The sequence below is a fragment of the uncultured Winogradskyella sp. genome (assembly GCF_947498005.1).
GTDB lineage: Bacteria > Bacteroidota > Bacteroidia > Flavobacteriales > Flavobacteriaceae > Winogradskyella.
The window spans coordinates 44646-61670 of sequence record NZ_CANMIW010000006.1; the positions used below are offsets into that span (position 1 = coordinate 44646).

General features: G+C 36.0%; 17 protein-coding genes. 1 reads left to right on the forward strand and 16 read right to left on the reverse strand.

The genetic code is table 11. From position 1 onward, the window contains the following. Nucleotides 1-217 precede the first annotated feature (217 nt). Both Q0891_RS11745 and Q0891_RS11750 read right to left on the reverse strand, forming a co-directional pair. Nucleotides 218-1285, reverse strand: coding sequence for a branched-chain amino acid aminotransferase (locus tag Q0891_RS11745; protein ID WP_299101830.1), 1068 nt, complete (start codon nucleotides 1283-1285; stop codon nucleotides 218-220). Nucleotides 1286-1372: 87 nt separating this feature from the next. After that, on the reverse strand, nucleotides 1373-2650 hold the full coding sequence (locus Q0891_RS11750) for a dihydrolipoamide acetyltransferase family protein (RefSeq protein ID WP_299102185.1): 1278 nt from the start codon (nucleotides 2648-2650) through the stop codon (nucleotides 1373-1375). A 185-nt stretch (nucleotides 2651-2835) separates the two neighbouring features. On the opposite strand from Q0891_RS11750, the gene Q0891_RS11755 reads away from it, so the two are divergent. Next, nucleotides 2836-3312 carry an Lrp/AsnC family transcriptional regulator gene (locus tag Q0891_RS11755; protein WP_299101831.1) on the forward strand — a complete coding sequence of 159 codons (477 nt, stop codon included), beginning with the start codon at nucleotides 2836-2838 and terminating at the stop codon, nucleotides 3310-3312. A 31-nt stretch (nucleotides 3313-3343) separates the two neighbouring features. Here Q0891_RS11755 and Q0891_RS11760 read toward each other — a convergent pair whose 3' ends face one another. The 14 genes from Q0891_RS11760 to Q0891_RS11825 form a co-directional block, all read right to left on the reverse strand. Continuing rightward, nucleotides 3344-3943 carry a transferase hexapeptide repeat family protein gene (locus tag Q0891_RS11760; protein ID WP_299101832.1) on the reverse strand — a complete coding sequence of 200 codons (600 nt, stop codon included), beginning with the start codon at nucleotides 3941-3943 and terminating at the stop codon, nucleotides 3344-3346. A gap of 48 nt (nucleotides 3944-3991) precedes the next feature. Further along, entirely contained in the window at nucleotides 3992-4744 is a 753-nt protein-coding gene (locus Q0891_RS11765) for an enoyl-CoA hydratase/isomerase family protein (protein ID WP_299101834.1), read from the reverse strand. A gap of 94 nt (nucleotides 4745-4838) precedes the next feature. Further along, on the reverse strand, nucleotides 4839-7376 hold the full coding sequence (paaZ, locus tag Q0891_RS11770; protein WP_299101835.1) for a phenylacetic acid degradation bifunctional protein PaaZ: 2538 nt from the start codon (nucleotides 7374-7376) through the stop codon (nucleotides 4839-4841). A 348-nt stretch (nucleotides 7377-7724) separates the two neighbouring features. Beyond that, a complete protein-coding gene (gene pcaF, locus Q0891_RS11775; RefSeq protein ID WP_299101836.1) occupies nucleotides 7725-8939 on the reverse strand; it encodes a 3-oxoadipyl-CoA thiolase in 1215 nt (404 codons plus the stop codon). 54 nt (nucleotides 8940-8993) lie between these two features. After that, on the reverse strand, nucleotides 8994-9401 hold the full coding sequence (locus Q0891_RS11780; RefSeq protein ID WP_299101837.1) for a hotdog fold thioesterase: 408 nt from the start codon (nucleotides 9399-9401) through the stop codon (nucleotides 8994-8996). A 59-nt stretch (nucleotides 9402-9460) separates the two neighbouring features. Continuing rightward, on the reverse strand, nucleotides 9461-10630 hold the full coding sequence (locus Q0891_RS11785; RefSeq protein WP_299101838.1) for a 3-hydroxyacyl-CoA dehydrogenase NAD-binding domain-containing protein: 1170 nt from the start codon (nucleotides 10628-10630) through the stop codon (nucleotides 9461-9463). A gap of 93 nt (nucleotides 10631-10723) precedes the next feature. Beyond that, nucleotides 10724-11659 carry a pyridoxal-phosphate dependent enzyme gene (locus Q0891_RS11790; protein ID WP_299101840.1) on the reverse strand — a complete coding sequence of 312 codons (936 nt, stop codon included), beginning with the start codon at nucleotides 11657-11659 and terminating at the stop codon, nucleotides 10724-10726. A 39-nt stretch (nucleotides 11660-11698) separates the two neighbouring features. Further along, nucleotides 11699-12481, reverse strand: coding sequence for an enoyl-CoA hydratase-related protein (locus Q0891_RS11795; RefSeq protein ID WP_299101841.1), 783 nt, complete (start codon nucleotides 12479-12481; stop codon nucleotides 11699-11701). An 18-nt stretch (nucleotides 12482-12499) separates the two neighbouring features. Next, complete coding sequence (paaD, locus tag Q0891_RS11800; protein WP_299101843.1) at nucleotides 12500-13036, reverse strand: 1,2-phenylacetyl-CoA epoxidase subunit PaaD; 537 nt, start codon at nucleotides 13034-13036, stop codon at nucleotides 12500-12502. A gap of 37 nt (nucleotides 13037-13073) precedes the next feature. Further along, nucleotides 13074-13826 (reverse strand): 1,2-phenylacetyl-CoA epoxidase subunit PaaC, encoded by a 753-nt coding sequence (gene paaC / locus Q0891_RS11805; protein WP_299101844.1) that lies wholly within the window; start codon nucleotides 13824-13826, stop codon nucleotides 13074-13076. Between the two features lie 86 nt (nucleotides 13827-13912). Further along, nucleotides 13913-14200 carry a 1,2-phenylacetyl-CoA epoxidase subunit PaaB gene (gene paaB, locus Q0891_RS11810; RefSeq protein ID WP_299101845.1) on the reverse strand — a complete coding sequence of 96 codons (288 nt, stop codon included), beginning with the start codon at nucleotides 14198-14200 and terminating at the stop codon, nucleotides 13913-13915. A gap of 49 nt (nucleotides 14201-14249) precedes the next feature. Beyond that, nucleotides 14250-15206, reverse strand: a complete 957-nt coding sequence (paaA, locus tag Q0891_RS11815; RefSeq protein ID WP_299101846.1) for a 1,2-phenylacetyl-CoA epoxidase subunit PaaA — start codon at nucleotides 15204-15206, stop codon at nucleotides 14250-14252. Between the two features lie 72 nt (nucleotides 15207-15278). Further along, complete coding sequence (locus Q0891_RS11820) at nucleotides 15279-16352, reverse strand: FAD-binding oxidoreductase (RefSeq protein WP_299101847.1); 1074 nt, start codon at nucleotides 16350-16352, stop codon at nucleotides 15279-15281. A 68-nt stretch (nucleotides 16353-16420) separates the two neighbouring features. Beyond that, complete coding sequence (locus Q0891_RS11825; protein ID WP_299101848.1) at nucleotides 16421-16990, reverse strand: TetR/AcrR family transcriptional regulator; 570 nt, start codon at nucleotides 16988-16990, stop codon at nucleotides 16421-16423. Nucleotides 16991-17025 lie beyond the last annotated feature (35 nt).

A 17025-nucleotide genomic window follows, 5' to 3' on the forward strand; every position in this document is an offset into this window, starting at 1 on the left:
TCAAGTGATATTGCTTTTTCTGCAATTTTGTATCGAGAACGTTTTGATGAGCTTCTTGATACAATTCCGATGAAAAAATCGGAATCACTCGAAGTGACGTTATGTACTATTGGACCGTTACTTCCGTGTTAGCGATTGATGTGGCATCCTTTTTTGCCATTAAAAGCAAAAAAGATATAACGGAAAGCGCGACCCTTGTGGTAACGCCCAAATCATATTACGCTAACTGCTTTTCAACTTTAAGCATCCAACCAAATTTATCTTCTGTTTTTCCGGTTTTAATGTCATTTAACGTATTATTCACTTCTAAACCAACTGGACTTTCGTCGGACACATGAATAGTTTTTTCTCCCATAGCAATTTCTTGAATGTAAGCAATACCTACTGCTGTCCCAGTTCCAAAGGCTTCTTCTAAACTACCATCAATCGCAGCATCACGAATTTCTTGAATAGTAATTGCTCTTTCTATTACTTCGTAACCTTTATCTCGTAAAATATCAATAACACTCATTCTTGTAATACCATCTAGGATTGAACCATCGCGTTTTGGTGTGATGAATTTTCCATCGACTTTGAAGAAGATATTCATAGTTCCAACTTCCTGAATATAGTTATGTTCTACAGCATCTAACCACAGTACTTGATCATAACCTTTGGCTTTTGCATATTCGGTTGGACGAATGGCTGCTGCGTAATTTCCTGCAGCTTTAGCTTCTCCAGTTCCACCTGATGCTGCGCGTATATACTTGTTTTCTGCCCACAATTTTATGCGTTTTGTAAAAAATGGTCCTGCCGGTGATGCCATAATGATAAATTTAAAATGTGTTGCTGCACGCATTCCAATAAAAGCTTCGTCTGCATACATAAATGGTCTTAAATAGAGTGCACTTCCGTCCATTGGTGGAATCCAATTTCGCTCTATATCAACTAATTTTTTTAAACCTTCCTCGAATAATTCTTCTGGAAATGAAGGCATTCCCATTCTATCTGCACTAAAGTTTAATCTTTGAGCATTTTTGGATGGTCTGAAGAGCATTGGATTTCCATCTGCATCTACTGTTGCTTTCATGCCTTCGAATATGGCTTGTCCATAGTGTAATGCCATGGCTGCTGGATGCGTAGGAATCATTCCCATCGGTTCTATTCTTGGGTTTTCCCAAACGCCATTATTATAATCACATATAAACATGTGGTCTGTGAATGTTGTACCTAGTGGAATGTTATTAAAGTCTATATTTTTGACTTTTGATTTTTCTACTTTAGTGATTGATATTTTGTGTTTCATAATCTTTGTCATTCCTGCGAAGGCAGGAATCTATTTTAATTATTTGGTTTTTGCGGATTCCTGCCTGCGCAGGAATGACAAAACGGGTTATATTATTCTATTGACATCAAATTGCTCAAAATAGTCGGCTACTCTGCGAACAAAACTCCCTCCTAAAAAGCCATCTACAACGCGATGATCGAATGATAAAGATAAATACATCATGCTACGAATAGCGATTTCATCTCCATTTTCGGTTTCGATAACTTCTGGTCTTTTCTTTATAATCCCTAATGCTAAAATGGCAACTTCTGGTTGGTTAATAATTGGTGTTCCCATAACACTACCAAAGGTTCCTACATTAGAAATCGTGAATGTGCTGCCTTTAATATCGTCTCCAGCTAATTTGTTTTCTCTTGCTTTTCCTGCTAATTCATTTACATTGCTAGCGATAGTTTTTAAATTTTTAGTATCTGCATTTTTTACCACAGGAACTATTAAGTTTCCGCTTGGTAATGCAGTTGCCATACCAATATTTATATCTTCTTTTACAATAATATTATTACCATCTACCGAAGCATTAATATTTGGAAAATCTTTTACTGCTTTTGCTACTGCTTCTACAAATAATGGCGTAAAGGTTAAGCGTTCGCCATGTTTTTCTTGAAAAGCGACTTTGTTTGCATTTCGCCAGTTTACCATATTAGTTAAATCTGCTTCAACATAAGCGGTAACATGAGGCGAGGTGTGTTTAGAATACACCATATGGTCGGCAATCATTTGACGCATACGGTCCATCTCGATGACTTTACCTTTGCCTTTATCGAATTGTAATTGTGGAATACGATATGCAGTTGGATCTTTTTCCGATACTGGTTGCGCGAATTTATACGGTCTGCCGTCTTCTATATAGTTGAACACATCGCTTTTGCGTAGTCTGCCTTCGTGACCTGTTGCAGGTATTCTGGCTAATTCTTCAAAACTGATATGCTGTTCTTTTGCTATTTCAAATACTAATGGCGAAAAGAAGGCATTTGTATTTGATGTTGAAAAAGACGTTGAAGTTTGCGGAACAGGTTTTGGTCGTTTTACCGCTGTCTTCGGCTTATGAGATTTCTCACTTTCGTTCGAAATGACAGGCTTCTTATTTGAAGACTTAATTTCCTCTGAAATTACAAGAATTGCCATAACCTCTCCAACAGGAACCACATCTTTAGCTTGAAATAAGGTTTTAACTAATGTTCCAGATGCTGGTGCAGGTACTTCATTATCTACTTTATCTGTGGCAACTTCTAGGATGATGTCTCCTTCTTGGAAAGTATCTCCTTCGGAAATTAACCAATTTATAATGGTGCCTTCAGTTATACTTTCGCCCATTTTAGGCATTTTTAATTCAAACTCTGTCAAAACTTTCAATTTTAAAGAAATAAAGATAATTAATATGAATATTTTCAGTTGTTAAAATCTTAAGATATAAATTTATTCAGCAAAATTTTCTTTATAATTTTTAATAAAAAGAATATTCATCTATTAATTGATATATTTGACACACTAAAAAAATAATTTTTCTTATGCCACATACGCTCGATAAAATTGACACGCAACTGCTCTCTATTCTTCAGAAAAATAGTAACAGAACAACAAAAAGTATTGCTGAAGAACTTGGAATGACGACTTCTCCTATTTTTGAACGAATTAAGAAGCTTGAAAAAGAAGGTTATATTGAGAAATATGTTGCGGTTTTAAATAACAAAAAAATTGGTTTGAAATTGACCGTATTTATTGGTATTACTTTACAAGGTCACACCAGAAGTTATTTAGAAAAATTTGTAAAGGAAATTAACAACTTTCCTGAAGTAATAGAATGCCATAGAGTCAGTGGAAATTTTGACTACTTGCTAAAATTGGTGGTGGAAGACATTGAAGCTTATGAATCTTTTATTATTTCTAAATTGACATTGTTGCCTTATTTGGGTAATGTTCAGAGTTTAATCGCACTTTCTACTAGTAAAGAAACTAATGAGATAGATTTGAGTCGGGTGTTGTGATTCTCAGAAGACCTGACAGGTTTTAAACTATTTACTTCTTAAACGTTTCCCGAAGCGTTTTATATACCTCATCTTGAACTTTCATGTTTTCAGGAATTCCTCGAAGTGGTTCTACTGCTTTTAATGATTCATGGCAATCTGCTGGTAATTGCTGATATAATTGTGTGCCTTTTGTTTTCCATGCTATCATTTCATCGGTAACTCCACGGATGATTTTAGCTGGATTACCAACAACCAAACTTCTGTATGGAATTTTAGTTTCAGCTTTGACGAATGACATGGCTCCAATGACACATTCATCTCCAACTTCGACGTCATCCATTATTACCGTGTTCATACCAATAAGGCAATTACGTCCTAAATTTGCGCCATGGATTATGGCTCCATGTCCAACATGCGCACTTTCTTTTAAAGTGATTGATTTGCCTGGAAACATATGCACTGTACAGTTTTCTTGCACGTTAACTCCATCTTCTAAAATAATTTGTCCCCAATCTCCACGAATAGCTCCTCCTGGACCTATATAACAGTTTTTACCGATAATTACGTTTCCTGTTACAGCAGCTAAAGGATGCACGAAACTTGATTCGTGAACGACTGGTGTGTATCCTTTAAAAGAATAAATTGCCATATTTTTCTAATTACAACTACAAGGTTTTTGAAACCTTGCAAGATTTGGTTATTTATAAGTCTTCAATTTTTCTTTTGTAAAATCGCTCAACACCAATCTTCCACTAGTCGCTGCGCGTTCTGCCAATAAAGCATCCCAATGATCTGTACCTTGCCAAAAGACTTTTTTCATTTCAAGCATAGCATCAGTATTATAAGTACATAAATGTTCTGCTGTATTTTTCACAGCTTCATCTAGTTCTTCTGTTTTATCGAAAACATGTGTAAAAAGTCCTTTTTCTTTCGCAAATTCTGGTGCATAGAATGTATTCGCATCTATTGCAATTTGCGACATGGCGCTTAATCCCATTTTACGTTCAATGGCTGGTCCAACTACAAATGGCCCAATACCAATATTAAGCTCACTTAACTTAATAGCTGCAAATTTAGTCGCCATACAATAATCGGTTGCAGCTGCTAAACCGACACCTCCTCCAACGGTTTTTCCTTGTACGCGACCAATGATGAATTTTGGACATTTACGCATCGCATTAATTACGTTTGCAAATCCAGAAAAGAATACTTTTCCTGTGGCTTCGTCATTAATATTGATAAGTTCATTAAAACTTGCTCCTGCGCAAAAGGTTCTATCTCCTCCACTTTTAAGAACGACAACTTTAATTGCGTCGTTAGTTCCTGCATCAGTAATGGTTTGCGCTAGTTTTGCTAATACATTTCCTGGTAACGAGTTGTGTGCAGGATGGAAAAACTCTATGTATCCTACTTCGTTTATTATTTCTAACTTAACATAAGGTTCACTCATATTTTTGTTTTTTACCGTCATTCCTGCGAAGGCAGGAATCTATTTTTTAAATTATTCTTCTATTGTGGATTCCTGCATTCGCAGGAATGACAAATTATATTAATTCAAATTGTTCAAAATGATGGTTAAGGTGTTTTCTTTCTAATAAATACGCTTCATATTTATTCAATTCTCCGAAAACCAAATTTTTCAATTTAGCCTCTGGATTTTCTTTATAAAATTCTAGATACTTCTTGCGTTGCTCTTTAAATTTTTCAATTGCTGTTTCTAAATCGGTATGCTTTAAAGGCTCGAATGTATCTTTCTCTAACCGCGGAAATTGAGAATTCTTCGGAAATTTATCGTAGTTATATAAACTGTGATGTACTTTTTCTAAGACTTTTTCCGGTGTTGCAATCTCAAAATCTTGAATCTCTCCGGAAGCAATTTTATAGGTATATTCTAGATGCTCAATCATATGCTGAGGCGTCATGATTCCCCATTTTGGTTTTGCATTTTCTTGTAATGTAGAAAGACATGCATCAATTTTTTCTTCTGTCATTTCCACAAAAGTTTCTTGCTTTTTCTCTACCATCGTTAAAATGGTTGCAACAGCAACTAACGGACTATCTTTTTCTGTTTTCTGACTTTCTGGTCGGTTTTCAAAATTAGCATCAAAAACCTCCACATGCCATTTTACAATGCCGCTAGGATGTTCTGCAGAAGCAACATCACGATCTACTTTTTCTTTACACGTTAAACGCACATAAATAGTATCGTTATGATATAATGGTCTTAAAAATCGGATACTATCTAAGCCATAATTGGCTGCTACAGGCCCTTTATTTGGATACACAAATAATCCTGCTGCTGCAGAAATAATGAAATAACCATGTGCTGTTCTTTTTTCAAAAATACTTCCGTCTAAAGATGTAATATCGGTATGTGCATAGAAGTGGTCCCAAGTTAAATTGGCAAAATTCTGAATATCAGTATCTGTTAAGGTACGCTTGTGGGTTTTTAAGGACATTCCTGGTTGAATATCTTCCCAATGGTATTGAAACGGATGCTGTTCAGCTTCCTTATATTTTGCATTTTGTTGGTAAACTCTTGTAATTTCGGTAATGGTTGTTGGCGAACCTTGAATGGCTGTACGTTGTAAATAATGCTTAATACCACGCATGCCTCCCATTTCCTCACCTCCACCAGCACGTCCTGGACCACCATGGACTAAATATGGTAATGGCGAACCATGTCCTGTACTTTGCTTCGCACTTTCTCTATTTAGAACTAAAATCCTACCATGATGCGATGCTGCATTTATAACATAGTCTTTCGCAATTTTATCATCGTTGGTTGCGATGGAAGACACTAGTGACCCTTTTCCCATTTGCGCCAAAGTAATGGCTTCGTCTAAATTTTTATAAGGCATTATGGTACTTACTGGTCCAAATGCTTCACGTTCGTGAATGACTGTATTTTGAAATGGGTTATCTGCTCGTAATAGTATCGGACTAATAAATGCGCCTTTTTTGGCATCTGCTCCAATGGTATTTATGTCGTCTAAATTACCATACACAATTTGTGCTTCTTTTGACAAATCATTTACCGAATCTCGAACTGCTTGTACTTGTTGATGACTGACTAAAGAACCCATTCTAACCTCTTTTAATCTTGGGTCTCCAATAGTTACTTTATCCAATTGTTTTGCTAATGCAGCTTGTACATCGTCAACTAATTTTTCTGGAACAATAATTCGTCTAATGGCTGTACATTTTTGACCAGCTTTAACGGTCATTTCCTTTCTAACTTCTTTGATGAACAAGTCGAATTCTGCCGTTCCTGGAACCGCATCTTCTCCTAAAATAGACGCATTTAAAGAATCGGCTTCCATAGTAAAAGGTACCGATTCTTGAATTAATCTTGGATGCGCTTTTAATAATCGTCCGGTTTGTGCAGAACCTGTAAACGTGACTACATCTTGAGATTCTACAGTATCTAGAATATTTTTAACCGTTCCGTTAATGATTTGCAAAGCACCTTCTGGTAAAATTCCGGAATCAATAATAGTTCTTGCAACGGCTTCTGCTAAATACGAAGAGGAAGGTGCAGGTAACACCACAGCAGGAACTCCTGCCATCCAATTGACCGCACATTTTTCTAACATTCCCCAAACTGGGAAGTTAAAAGCGTTAATATGTACAGCAACGCCTTTTTTAGGCACCATAATATGATGCGCCATAAAGCGTCCGCCACGAGATAAATCGATAGCATCTCCTTCTACGTGATAGGGTTGATTTGGAAATAATTTACGTAACGATGCATTAGCAAACAGGTTACCAAAACCACCTTCAATATCTATCCAACTATCTACTTTAGTTGCTCCTGTTCTATAGCTTAAATCGTAAAAAGCATCTTTTCTTTTAGTTAGATATAATGCTAATTTTTTAAGCATATTTCCACGCTCTTGGAAGGTCATTTTTCTTAGAACTTCTCCTCCTTTGGTTCTTCCGTAGTTTAGAATTTCTGGAACATCTAATCCTTCGATTGCAACGCTAGTGAATGCTTCACCAGTTACTGCATCTAAGATTGGCACTCCTTCTTCTTTTCCTGTGGTCCAAGAACCTTGAACGTAGTGTTGTATTTTATTCATCTTAATGCCCACGAAAGTGGGTATCTATTAAATTAGACTTCTATTCTTTTATTGCGTTACCTATAGGTCGGGCTTTCGGGAGTCGCTTTTTTTGTGAAAAACAAAAAAGAGCTTCAACAAATGCCTCTATCCCTAACGCACTTACTTGCTATGTTCTTTCTTAGCCAAAATTTATTTCCTTTTTACTAAGAGATTCTTGCATTCGCAGGAATGACAAAACTTTAATAAATCACTAACCTCAGCGGATTGCTGCGTTAGCGATTGAACGGTTTGTTTGAGCTCCTTTTTGTTTTTCTCAAAAAGAGCGAGTAGTGAAAGCGCGACCCTTGTGGTAACGCCCAAACTATATTACACATTTACATTTTCAATTATTGCTGCATAACCTTGACCAACGCCAATACACATGGTAATTAAAGCATATTTTATATTTTTCTCCTGCAGTTCTAAAGCTGCCGAATAGGCAACTCTTGCACCTGTTACACCAAGCGGATGACCAATAGCAATAGCTCCTCCGTTTGGATTAATTCTTGGGTCGTTATCTGCTAATCCCCAAGCGCGAATGCACGCCAAAGCTTGTGCTGCAAAGGCTTCGTTTAACTCGATGACATCCATATCATCCATAGTTAAACCAGCTTTTTCTAATGCTTTATTAGAGGCTTGCACAGGACCAATCCCCATAATTCTTGGCTCGACACCAACCACTGCAGAACTTACTATTCTTGCCAATGGATTAAGATTGTATTTTTTTACTGCATCTTCGGATGCGATAATGGTTGCTGCTGCTCCATCGTTTAATCCAGAAGAATTTCCTGCGGTTACGCTTCCACCTTCTTTTTTAAAGGCTGCTCTTAGTTTTCCTAAAACTTCTAAAGAAGAGCTTGGTTTTATAAACTCATCTTTTAAAAATTGGATAGGGTCTTTTTTACGTTGTGGAATTTCGACTGTTACAATTTCTTTTGCTAGTCTTCCGTTTTCTTGTGCTTTGCTTGCCTTTTGCTGACTCCAAAGTGCGAATTTATCTTGGTCTTCACGAGAGATATTATATTTCTCTACTAGGTTTTCGGCAGTCATTCCCATACCGTCTGTTCCATATAATTTCTGCATTTTCGGATTTATAAATCGCCATCCGAAAGTAGAATCGTATAGTTTAGAATCGCCTCCAAATGCGGATGAAGGTTTTGCCATAACGTAGGGTCCGCGTGTCATGTTTTCCACACCACCAGAAATAAATACGTCGCCATCGCCTGCTTTTATTGCTCTATTTGCGTGAATAATTGCTGATAAACCTGAACTACACAATCGGTTTACGGTTTCTCCAGGAACGGTAAATGGTAATCCTGCTAAAAGTGAAGACATACGAGCTACATTACGGTTGTCTTCTCCTGCTTGATTTGCACAACCCATAATAACATCGTCGTATGCTTCTTTTGGGATGTTTAGATTACGTTTTACAACTTCTGAGATTACTAATGCCCCTAAATCGTCTGTACGAACCGCAGACAAGGTTCCTTTGTAGTTTCCTATTGGTGTTCTAATTCCGTCTATTATGTATGCGTTTTTCATAATTATTATTTTATGGATTCCGCATCAAGTGCGGAATGACAAACCGTTTCTATTTTATTCTTCCCAAGATTTACTTGTCCTATAAACTACACCTTTAAAAAGCGCTACTAATTCATCTCCTCTTTTTACTTCAATAATATTGAAGCCTAATTTATTTTTTACGTTTTCTATAACAGATTCTGCGGTTAAATAATCACCTTCTTCTAAAGCCTCAATATGGTTAATACTTGTTTCTATTGATACTGCATATTTACCATGTGTATTTGCTGCAAACCCAAAAGCTGTATCTGCTAAAGAATAGCTAATACCACCATGTGCTTTACCCATACTGTTTAGCATCTCTTTTCTTACTGTCATTGCTACTTTACAGCGACCTATTTCGCATTCTAGAATTTCTATTCCTAGCCAAGTGCTGTAGGCATCTTGAGATAGCATTTTATGAGGAATTTGTTCTGGTTTCATATTTAATTGTTCTCGATACAAAATTGCAAAAAAGCAATTTCACTCGAACTGACGTTATATTAAAAAAACGATTTATTTTCTTTATTCATTTTACGTAATAGAGGACTACAACGATATCTATCTTCGTGGTACTCGCTATATAATTCGTCTAATTTAGAAACGCACCAATCGATTCCTTTTTCGTCTGACCAAGCCAGTAATCCTTTTGGATAATTAACTCCTTTGGTCATGGCATTATCTATGTCTTCTGCGGATGCGATGTTTAAAAATAGTGCATCTGCAGCTTCGTTTATTAGCATAACTAATACTCTGTCGAAAATGGTTTCTGCGAGCTCTTTTTTATGCGATTTCTCACTATCGTTCGAAATGACAGGTTTACCGTTTTCATCATAATCGTAAAAACCTTTTCCCGATTTTCTCCCTAAATATCCTGCTTCACTTAATCGTTTCTGTGTAAAGCTTGGTTTGTATCTTGGGTCGAAATAAAAAGCGGTAAAAACGGTTTCGGTTACGGTGTAATTAACATCGTTTCCTATGAAATCCATAAGTTCGAATGGTCCCATTCTGAAACCACCTAAACTTTTTAAACTATAGTCTATGGTTGCAAAATCTGCAATACCTTCTTCATAAATTCTTAGTGCTTCGCCATAAAAAGGTCTTGCGACTCTGTTTACAATAAACCCTGGTGTGTCTTTGGCAACAGCCACTACTTTTTTCCAGTCTTTAATGGTTTGTATTGATTTCTCAAGAACTTCTTTTGAGGTTTGAATGGCTGGAATAACTTCCACCAATTTCATTAAAGGTGCAGGATTGAAAAAATGAATTCCGACGCAACGCTCTGGTTTTTGTAATGAAGCTGCGATAGAAGCAATAGATAAACTTGATGTGTTTGATGCTATGATGCAATCTTCAGCCACATAGCTTTCTAGCTCTGAAAACACTTTTTTCTTGATGTTAAGGTTTTCAATAATTGCTTCGATAGTTAGATTAGAATCTGCTAAATCTTTTAAACTTTTGACATAAGAAATGTTAGATTGTATTCTATTTTTTTCTTCAAAATCTATTCTTTCTTTTTCGATTAAACGATTTAGTATTTTCTCCAAACTCGCTTTAGCTTTATCTAAAGCTACTTGATTGGTGTCGTATAACTTTACTTTACAACCAGAAGTTGCAGCTACTTGCGCAATACCACTTCCCATGGTTCCAGAACCTATTATTCCTATGTTCATATTTTTTACTTTTATTGTGGATTCCTGCCTACGCAGGAATGACAAAACTGTTTATTTTTTATGAGATCCTGAAACGAGTTCAGGATGACAAACCTAAAATGGTAGATTTGTTACATCTACATTTCCACCAGACAAGATAATGCCGACGTTTTTAGTTGCAAATTCTTCTTTATTTTTTAAAACTGCTGCAAAAGGCACCGCACACGATGGTTCTATAATAATCTTCATGCGCTCCCAAATCAACTTCATCGCGTTTACAATTTCATCTTCTTCAACGCGGATTATCTTATCAACGTGTTTTTGAATAATCGGGAAATTTCGGTCTCCCAAATGTGTTCTTAAGCCATCTGCCACTGTATGGAAACTATCGTTTGTTTCTATTTTACCTGAAATTAATGAACGATATGCATCATCAGCTTCCATGGGTTCTCCACCAATTACTTTGCAATTGTTTGAAAAATGATGCGCAGCCAAAGCCGTCCCTGCAATGAGTCCGCCTCCACCAACTGGTGTTAAAATTACATCTAAATCTGGATATTCCTCGAGTAATTCCATAGCTGCTGTGCTATTACCATAAATGACCTCATCTTGATTAGATGGATGCAAAAATGAAGCTCCTTTTTCTTCCTTTATTTTATTCGCAGTAGCCTCTCTAGCTTGTGGTGTGGATTCGCATTCTATGATTTCTCCACCATAGGTTTTAACTGCATTTTTTTTGACTTGTGGCGCGTTTTCAGGCATTACGATATAAGCTTTCACGCCTAATTTTAACGCTGCTAAAGATACCGCTTGTGCAAAGTTTCCTGAAGAATGTGTTACTACGCCTCGTGCTCTTTCTTCTTCAGTTAATGATAAAATTGCATTTGCTGCGCCTCGCATTTTAAACGCTCCCATTTTTTGAAAGTTTTCACATTTAAACACAATAGTAGCACCTACCATTTCATTTATTAAGCTTGAACTTAAGACAGGTGTCTTGTGAATAAAGGGTTTTATTCTGTTGTGGGATTGTATGAGAGTTTGTTTATTCATTTTAAAATAGATTCCTGCTGACGCAGGAATGACAAAACTTTAGTTGCCTTTGAAATTTGGTTTTCTTTTCTCTATAAATGCTGCAACGCCTTCGGCATAATCATTAGTACTTGCTGCTTCTATCTGTAATTTAGATTCTAAAGCCAGTTGTTGTTCTAAAGTATTGGTTAATGACGCATTGAATGCTTCTTTAATTTTACCTAATGCTAAAGTTGGCATGTTTGCTAATTTTAAAGCGAGCTTGTTTACCGCTTCTTCAAAGTCTTCTAAAGGAATCATTTTATAAATCATTCCCATTTTCTCTGCTTCTTCAGCTCCAATTTTATCCCCTAACATGGCTAATGCTTGTGCTTTTTGAAATCCAATTAATCTTGGTAAAAAATACGTTCCTGCACTATCTGGAATTAAGCCTATTAAACTAAATGCTTGAATAAAATTCACTTTTTCATGTGCTACAACTATATCACAAGCCAAAGCTATATTGGCTGCTGCACCTGCTGCAACACCATTTACTGCTGCGATAATTGGTTTTTTAATCGCTCGGATTTTTGTAATTATTGGGTTGTAATGCTCGTCTAATATTTTTTTGAAGCCAGGATTTAAATTTGGATCTGTAACTTCTTTTAAATCTTGACCAGCACCAAATGCTTTTCCTGCTCCTGTAATTACAATGGCCCTAACATCTGTATTTGTTTCGCAAGCATCTAAAGTATCTTGAAACAGAAATGCCATTTCCCTGTTAATGCTATTGAATACTTCTGGTCTATTTAGCGTGATGTACGCTATTTTATTTTCTATTTTTAAAAGAATGCTTTTACTCATACTTATTTTCTTGTTTGTCTACTTAAGACATTTAAAATAATCAAAAGGTTCCTGGCAATCGTCGCACTGAAATTGTGCTTTGCATGCTGTAGAACCAAACTGACTTACTAATCTTGTATTTTTGGAACCGCAATTAGTACATTTTACTAATCGTTTTCCATTTAGCAACACGTCTTTATCTGCTTCTGCGTTTAAAGGTGCTGCTATACCGTAATCTTCTAAGGCTTTTCTTCCTCTTGGTGTAATCCAATCGGTTGTCCAAGCTGGTGCTAAAATTAATTCGATTTCAGAATCATATCCTGCTATTTTTAATGCTGCTTTTATATCGTCTCCAATAACATCCATTGCTGGACAACCACTATAGGTTGGTGTAATTTCAATTTTTACGATGTTATTTTCGATAACAGCAGAACGTACAACTCCCATATCCATGATAGATAATACTGGAATTTCAGGATCAGACACTTTTTCCAGAATTGACAAAAGAGCCCCATCCACCTTCCCCAAAGGGGAAGAGTTCTCACTCGAACGGGTTATATGTTCTGTTTTATTCATAGTCTAACTTCTTCCCTTTGGGAAGATTAAGATAGGTTTACCATTCCATATTTGGATATGTGCGTTGCATGTATTGCAAATCGCTTAACAAGTATCCTAAGTGTTCTGTATGAATACCTTGTTTCCCTCCTTTTTGAAACCATTTAGATTCCGGAATTTCTAAGGTTGCTTCTTCTAAAATTTCATTTACTTTTTTATAATACACTTCTTTTAACGCGGTAACATCTACTCCAATTCCATCTTTAACCATCGCTTTATCTGCTTCGGTTTGATGAAAAAGCTCGTCTGTGTAGGTCCACAAATCATTAATAGCTTCTTGCATTTTCTCTTTACTTTCTGCTGTTCCATCTCCTAAACGCTTTAACCAATCGGTAGAAAAACGTTGATGATAACTTACCTCTTTAAGCGATTTTGTTGCAATTGCTGAAAGCGTTAAATCCTTACTCTTTTCTAATTCCGTTAAAAACAGAAAGTGATACACATCAAATAAAAACTGACGTGCAATAGTATATGCAAAATTGGTGTTTGGTTGCTCTACCAACAACACATTTACATATTCTCTTTCTTTACGAAGCATTGCAATATTATCTTCGGTTCTCTTATCTCCTGCAATTTTTGCTGCATATTGGTAATAGCTTCGTACTTGACCAAAGAAATCTAAAGAAATATTAGTACAGGCAATATCTGTTTCTAGGCTTGGTCCATGACCTGTAAGTTCTCCTAGTCTTTGACCTAGGATTAGACTGTTATCGGCAATACCTAATATGTAATTATATAAATTCTGATTCATAGTTTCCTAAATGATATTCCTGCATTACTCATCAATTCATATTTTCTTTTATTGAATTCGTGAATCTTCGATTTCGCAGGAATTTGTTACATATGTTTTACTTCATCTGGTAAATCGTAAAATGTTGGATGACGATATACTTTATCGTGAGCAGGCTCAAACATCTCGCCATTATTTTCTGGATTAGATGCTGTGATGTGTTTAGATTCTACAACCCAAATACTAACACCTTCGCTTCTTCTTGTGTAAACATCGCGTGCGTTTTCTAATGCCATATCTTCATCTGCTGCGTGTAAACTTCCGCAGTGTCTGTGTTCTAATCCATTTTTACTTCTTACGAAGACTTCCCATAAGGGCCAATTTTTTGTTGACATAACTATATTTCTTTAAGTAGTTCTCGACTGCGCTCGAACAGACATTATATTATACTGCTTGTTTTTCTTTTCTTTGTTGCTTTTTAGAGGCATGTGCCATTGCTGCATCACGAACCCATTCTCCATTTTCCCAAGCATTTACTCTTGCCTTCATTCGTTCTTTATTCATTGGTCCATGACCTTTTACAACTTGCCAAAACTCATCCCAATCGATTTCGCCAAAGTCGTAACTACCACGCTCTTCGTTCCATTTTAAATCTGTATCTGGAATGGTTAAACCAATTAACTCTGCTTGCGGAACGGTTTGATCTATAAACTGCTGACGTAAATCGTCGTTAGACTTACGTTTTAGTTTCCATTTCATAGATTGTTCGGTATGAATAGACTCTGCATCTGTTGGACCTAACATCATTAAACTTGGCCACCACCAACGGTTTAAAGCATCTTGCGCCATTTCTTTTTGTTCTGGTGTTCCGTTTGCTAACTTAATCATGATTTCATAACCTTGACGTTGATGGAAACTCTCTTCTTTACATACTCGAATCATTGCTCTTGCGTATGGTCCATAAGATGTATTACATAATGGCACTTGATTGATTATTGCTGCACCATCTACTAACCAACCTATGGCTCCCATATCTGCCCAAGTAATTGTTGGGTAATTAAATATGGAAGAATATTTTGCTTTTCCTGTGTGCAACTGCTCGTACATTTCTTCTCTGGAAATGCCTAAAGTTTCGGTTGCAGAATATAGATATAAACCATGTCCTGCTTCGTCTTGTACTTTTGCTAATAGTGCCACTTTACGACGTAAGGAAGGTGCTCTTGTAATCCAGTTTCCTTCTGGAAGCATCCCTACAATTTCGGAATGTGCGTGTTGCGACATCTGCCTGATATGCGTTTTACGATATTTTTCTGGCATCCAATCTTTAGGTTCGATTTTCTCGTCTCTTGCGATACGTGCTTCGAATTGTTCTTCTAAACTTTTTATTTGTTCTTCACTCATGATATATAGTTGTTAGTGAATCGTATTTAGTGATTAGTGGATTCCTGCCTATGCAGGAATGACAAATTGTTATTATACATCAAAATCAACAACGACTTTATCTGATGTTGGTACTGCTTGACAACTTAGCACCAAATTTTGTGATACTTCTTTATCGCTTAACGCATAATTTATTTTCATCTCTACGCTCCCTTCTTTGACTTCGCATTTGCAGGTACTACAAACGCCTCCTTTACATGCAAATGGCAAATCTGCTCCTGCGCCTAAGGCTGCATCGAGAATGTTATCGTATTCTTTGGTCATGGTGAATGCGAATTCTTTTCCACCATCGACAATGGTTACTTCTGTTCCTTCTACTTTTTGTTGTGCTAAGCGTTCTGCTCTTTTAATATCTTCGTCTGACAATCCTGTTACGAACAGTTCGAAATGTACGAGTTCTTTAGGTAAACCTGCGTTTATTAAATACTCGCTTACGTAGTTTACCATTTTTTCTGGACCACAAAGAAAAACTTCGTTAGTATCTGGAATATCGATAAATGTTTTGGTTAAAACTTGCATTTTCTCATCATTAAATCTACCATTGAACAATTCGATATCGCGACGTTCTTTGGTTAAAAAATAATAGATTTCTAGTCTGCCAAAGTATGTATTTCTAAGCTGCTCTAGTTCTTCTTTAAAGATAATGGATTTTGCTGTTTTATTCACATAAAACAACTTACAAGTTGCATTTGTTTCTGCAGACAAATGTGCTTTTAACATGGAAAGCACTGGTGTAATACCACTTCCTGCGGCAAAAAATAGATAGTTTTTTGATGCTTGTGGTTCCACCTCGACACCAAATGTACCGCTTGGCACCATAACTTCTAACTCGTCTCCTGCTTTTAAATTTTCATTGATGTAAGTAGAAAATTTCCCTTCTGGAATTTTCTTTACTGCTACTTTCCATTGGTTGTCATTTGGACTAGAACAAAGCGAGTAGGAACGACGAACATCTTCTCCATTTATATCTGCCTTTAGCGTTAAATGTTGGCCTTGTCTGAAAGAAAAAACTTTCTGCAAATCTGAAGGCACATCAAAAGTAATTACTGATGTGTCCTCTGTTTCTTTATATATATCTGCAACTTTTAAGTTGAAAAATTCTGCCATATTGTTTAATTAAAAACGAAACTAACAGTTGTTAGTTAACATGACAAAGTTATAAAATATAATCTAAATTATTTGTTAATGCCATTAATCAAGATATGACTTAAGGTATTTGTTAAGTCATTAAGATCAATATCATCCTTTTTAGGAATCCAAATGTAAAGTGATCGTAAGGTTGTTAAAATAGAGAACATCATCACATCTGGCTTTACATTTACAATTTCTCCCGAAGCAATGCCAGCATTAAGTATACTTCTAAAATCATTCTCATAATCCGAGCGCAATTTTTGATAATAACCTAACTTTTCTTCTAAATGCATCCAATCATTATTAAGTGATGCCATTCCATAAATATTTTGGCTAGAAATTTTTACGTGTAGTTCAATAATTTTATTTAGTTTGTCTATACAATTATCATTAGAAGACTGAATTAACTGCATTCCTTCAGTAAATTCTTCAGCAAGAGAAATTATTATGGTCTTTAAAATATCTTGCTTAGATTTTATATGATTATATAAGCTTGCCGCTTTGATACCCATCACTTTTGCCAAATCTCTCATGGTTACAGCACTGTAACCTTTTTCCTTAAATAATTTGGCAGCCACTCTTATGATTTCTTCTTGTCTTGTTTCTGATTTCATCTGTTATCTAAACCACTAAAATAAGAAGATTTTTA

Excerpts from the sequence above, each read along its gene's own strand:
- Q0891_RS11745 (WP_299101830.1), bottom strand. The coding sequence starts at position 1,285 with ATGAAACACAAAATATCAATCACTAAAGTAGAAAAATCAAAAGTCAAA.
- Q0891_RS11750 (WP_299102185.1), bottom strand. The coding sequence starts at position 2,650 with ATGCCTAAAATGGGCGAAAGTATAACTGAAGGCACCATTATAAATTGG.
- Q0891_RS11755 (WP_299101831.1), top strand. The coding sequence starts at position 2,836 with ATGCCACATACGCTCGATAAAATTGACACGCAACTGCTCTCTATTCTT.
- Q0891_RS11760 (WP_299101832.1), bottom strand. The coding sequence starts at position 3,943 with ATGGCAATTTATTCTTTTAAAGGATACACACCAGTCGTTCACGAATCA.
- Q0891_RS11765 (WP_299101834.1), bottom strand. The coding sequence starts at position 4,744 with ATGAGTGAACCTTATGTTAAGTTAGAAATAATAAACGAAGTAGGATAC.
- paaZ (WP_299101835.1), bottom strand. The coding sequence starts at position 7,376 with ATGAATAAAATACAACACTACGTTCAAGGTTCTTGGACCACAGGAAAA.
- pcaF (WP_299101836.1), bottom strand. The coding sequence starts at position 8,939 with ATGAAAAACGCATACATAATAGACGGAATTAGAACACCAATAGGAAAC.
- Q0891_RS11780 (WP_299101837.1), bottom strand. The coding sequence starts at position 9,401 with ATGAAACCAGAACAAATTCCTCATAAAATGCTATCTCAAGATGCCTAC.
- Q0891_RS11785 (WP_299101838.1), bottom strand. The coding sequence starts at position 10,630 with ATGAACATAGGAATAATAGGTTCTGGAACCATGGGAAGTGGTATTGCG.
- Q0891_RS11790 (WP_299101840.1), bottom strand. The coding sequence starts at position 11,659 with ATGAATAAACAAACTCTCATACAATCCCACAACAGAATAAAACCCTTT.
- Q0891_RS11795 (WP_299101841.1), bottom strand. The coding sequence starts at position 12,481 with ATGAGTAAAAGCATTCTTTTAAAAATAGAAAATAAAATAGCGTACATC.
- paaD (WP_299101843.1), bottom strand. The coding sequence starts at position 13,036 with ATGAATAAAACAGAACATATAACCCGTTCGAGTGAGAACTCTTCCCCT.
- paaC (WP_299101844.1), bottom strand. The coding sequence starts at position 13,826 with ATGAATCAGAATTTATATAATTACATATTAGGTATTGCCGATAACAGT.
- paaB (WP_299101845.1), bottom strand. The coding sequence starts at position 14,200 with ATGTCAACAAAAAATTGGCCCTTATGGGAAGTCTTCGTAAGAAGTAAA.
- paaA (WP_299101846.1), bottom strand. The coding sequence starts at position 15,206 with ATGAGTGAAGAACAAATAAAAAGTTTAGAAGAACAATTCGAAGCACGT.
- Q0891_RS11820 (WP_299101847.1), bottom strand. The coding sequence starts at position 16,352 with ATGGCAGAATTTTTCAACTTAAAAGTTGCAGATATATATAAAGAAACA.
- Q0891_RS11825 (WP_299101848.1), bottom strand. The coding sequence starts at position 16,990 with ATGAAATCAGAAACAAGACAAGAAGAAATCATAAGAGTGGCTGCCAAA.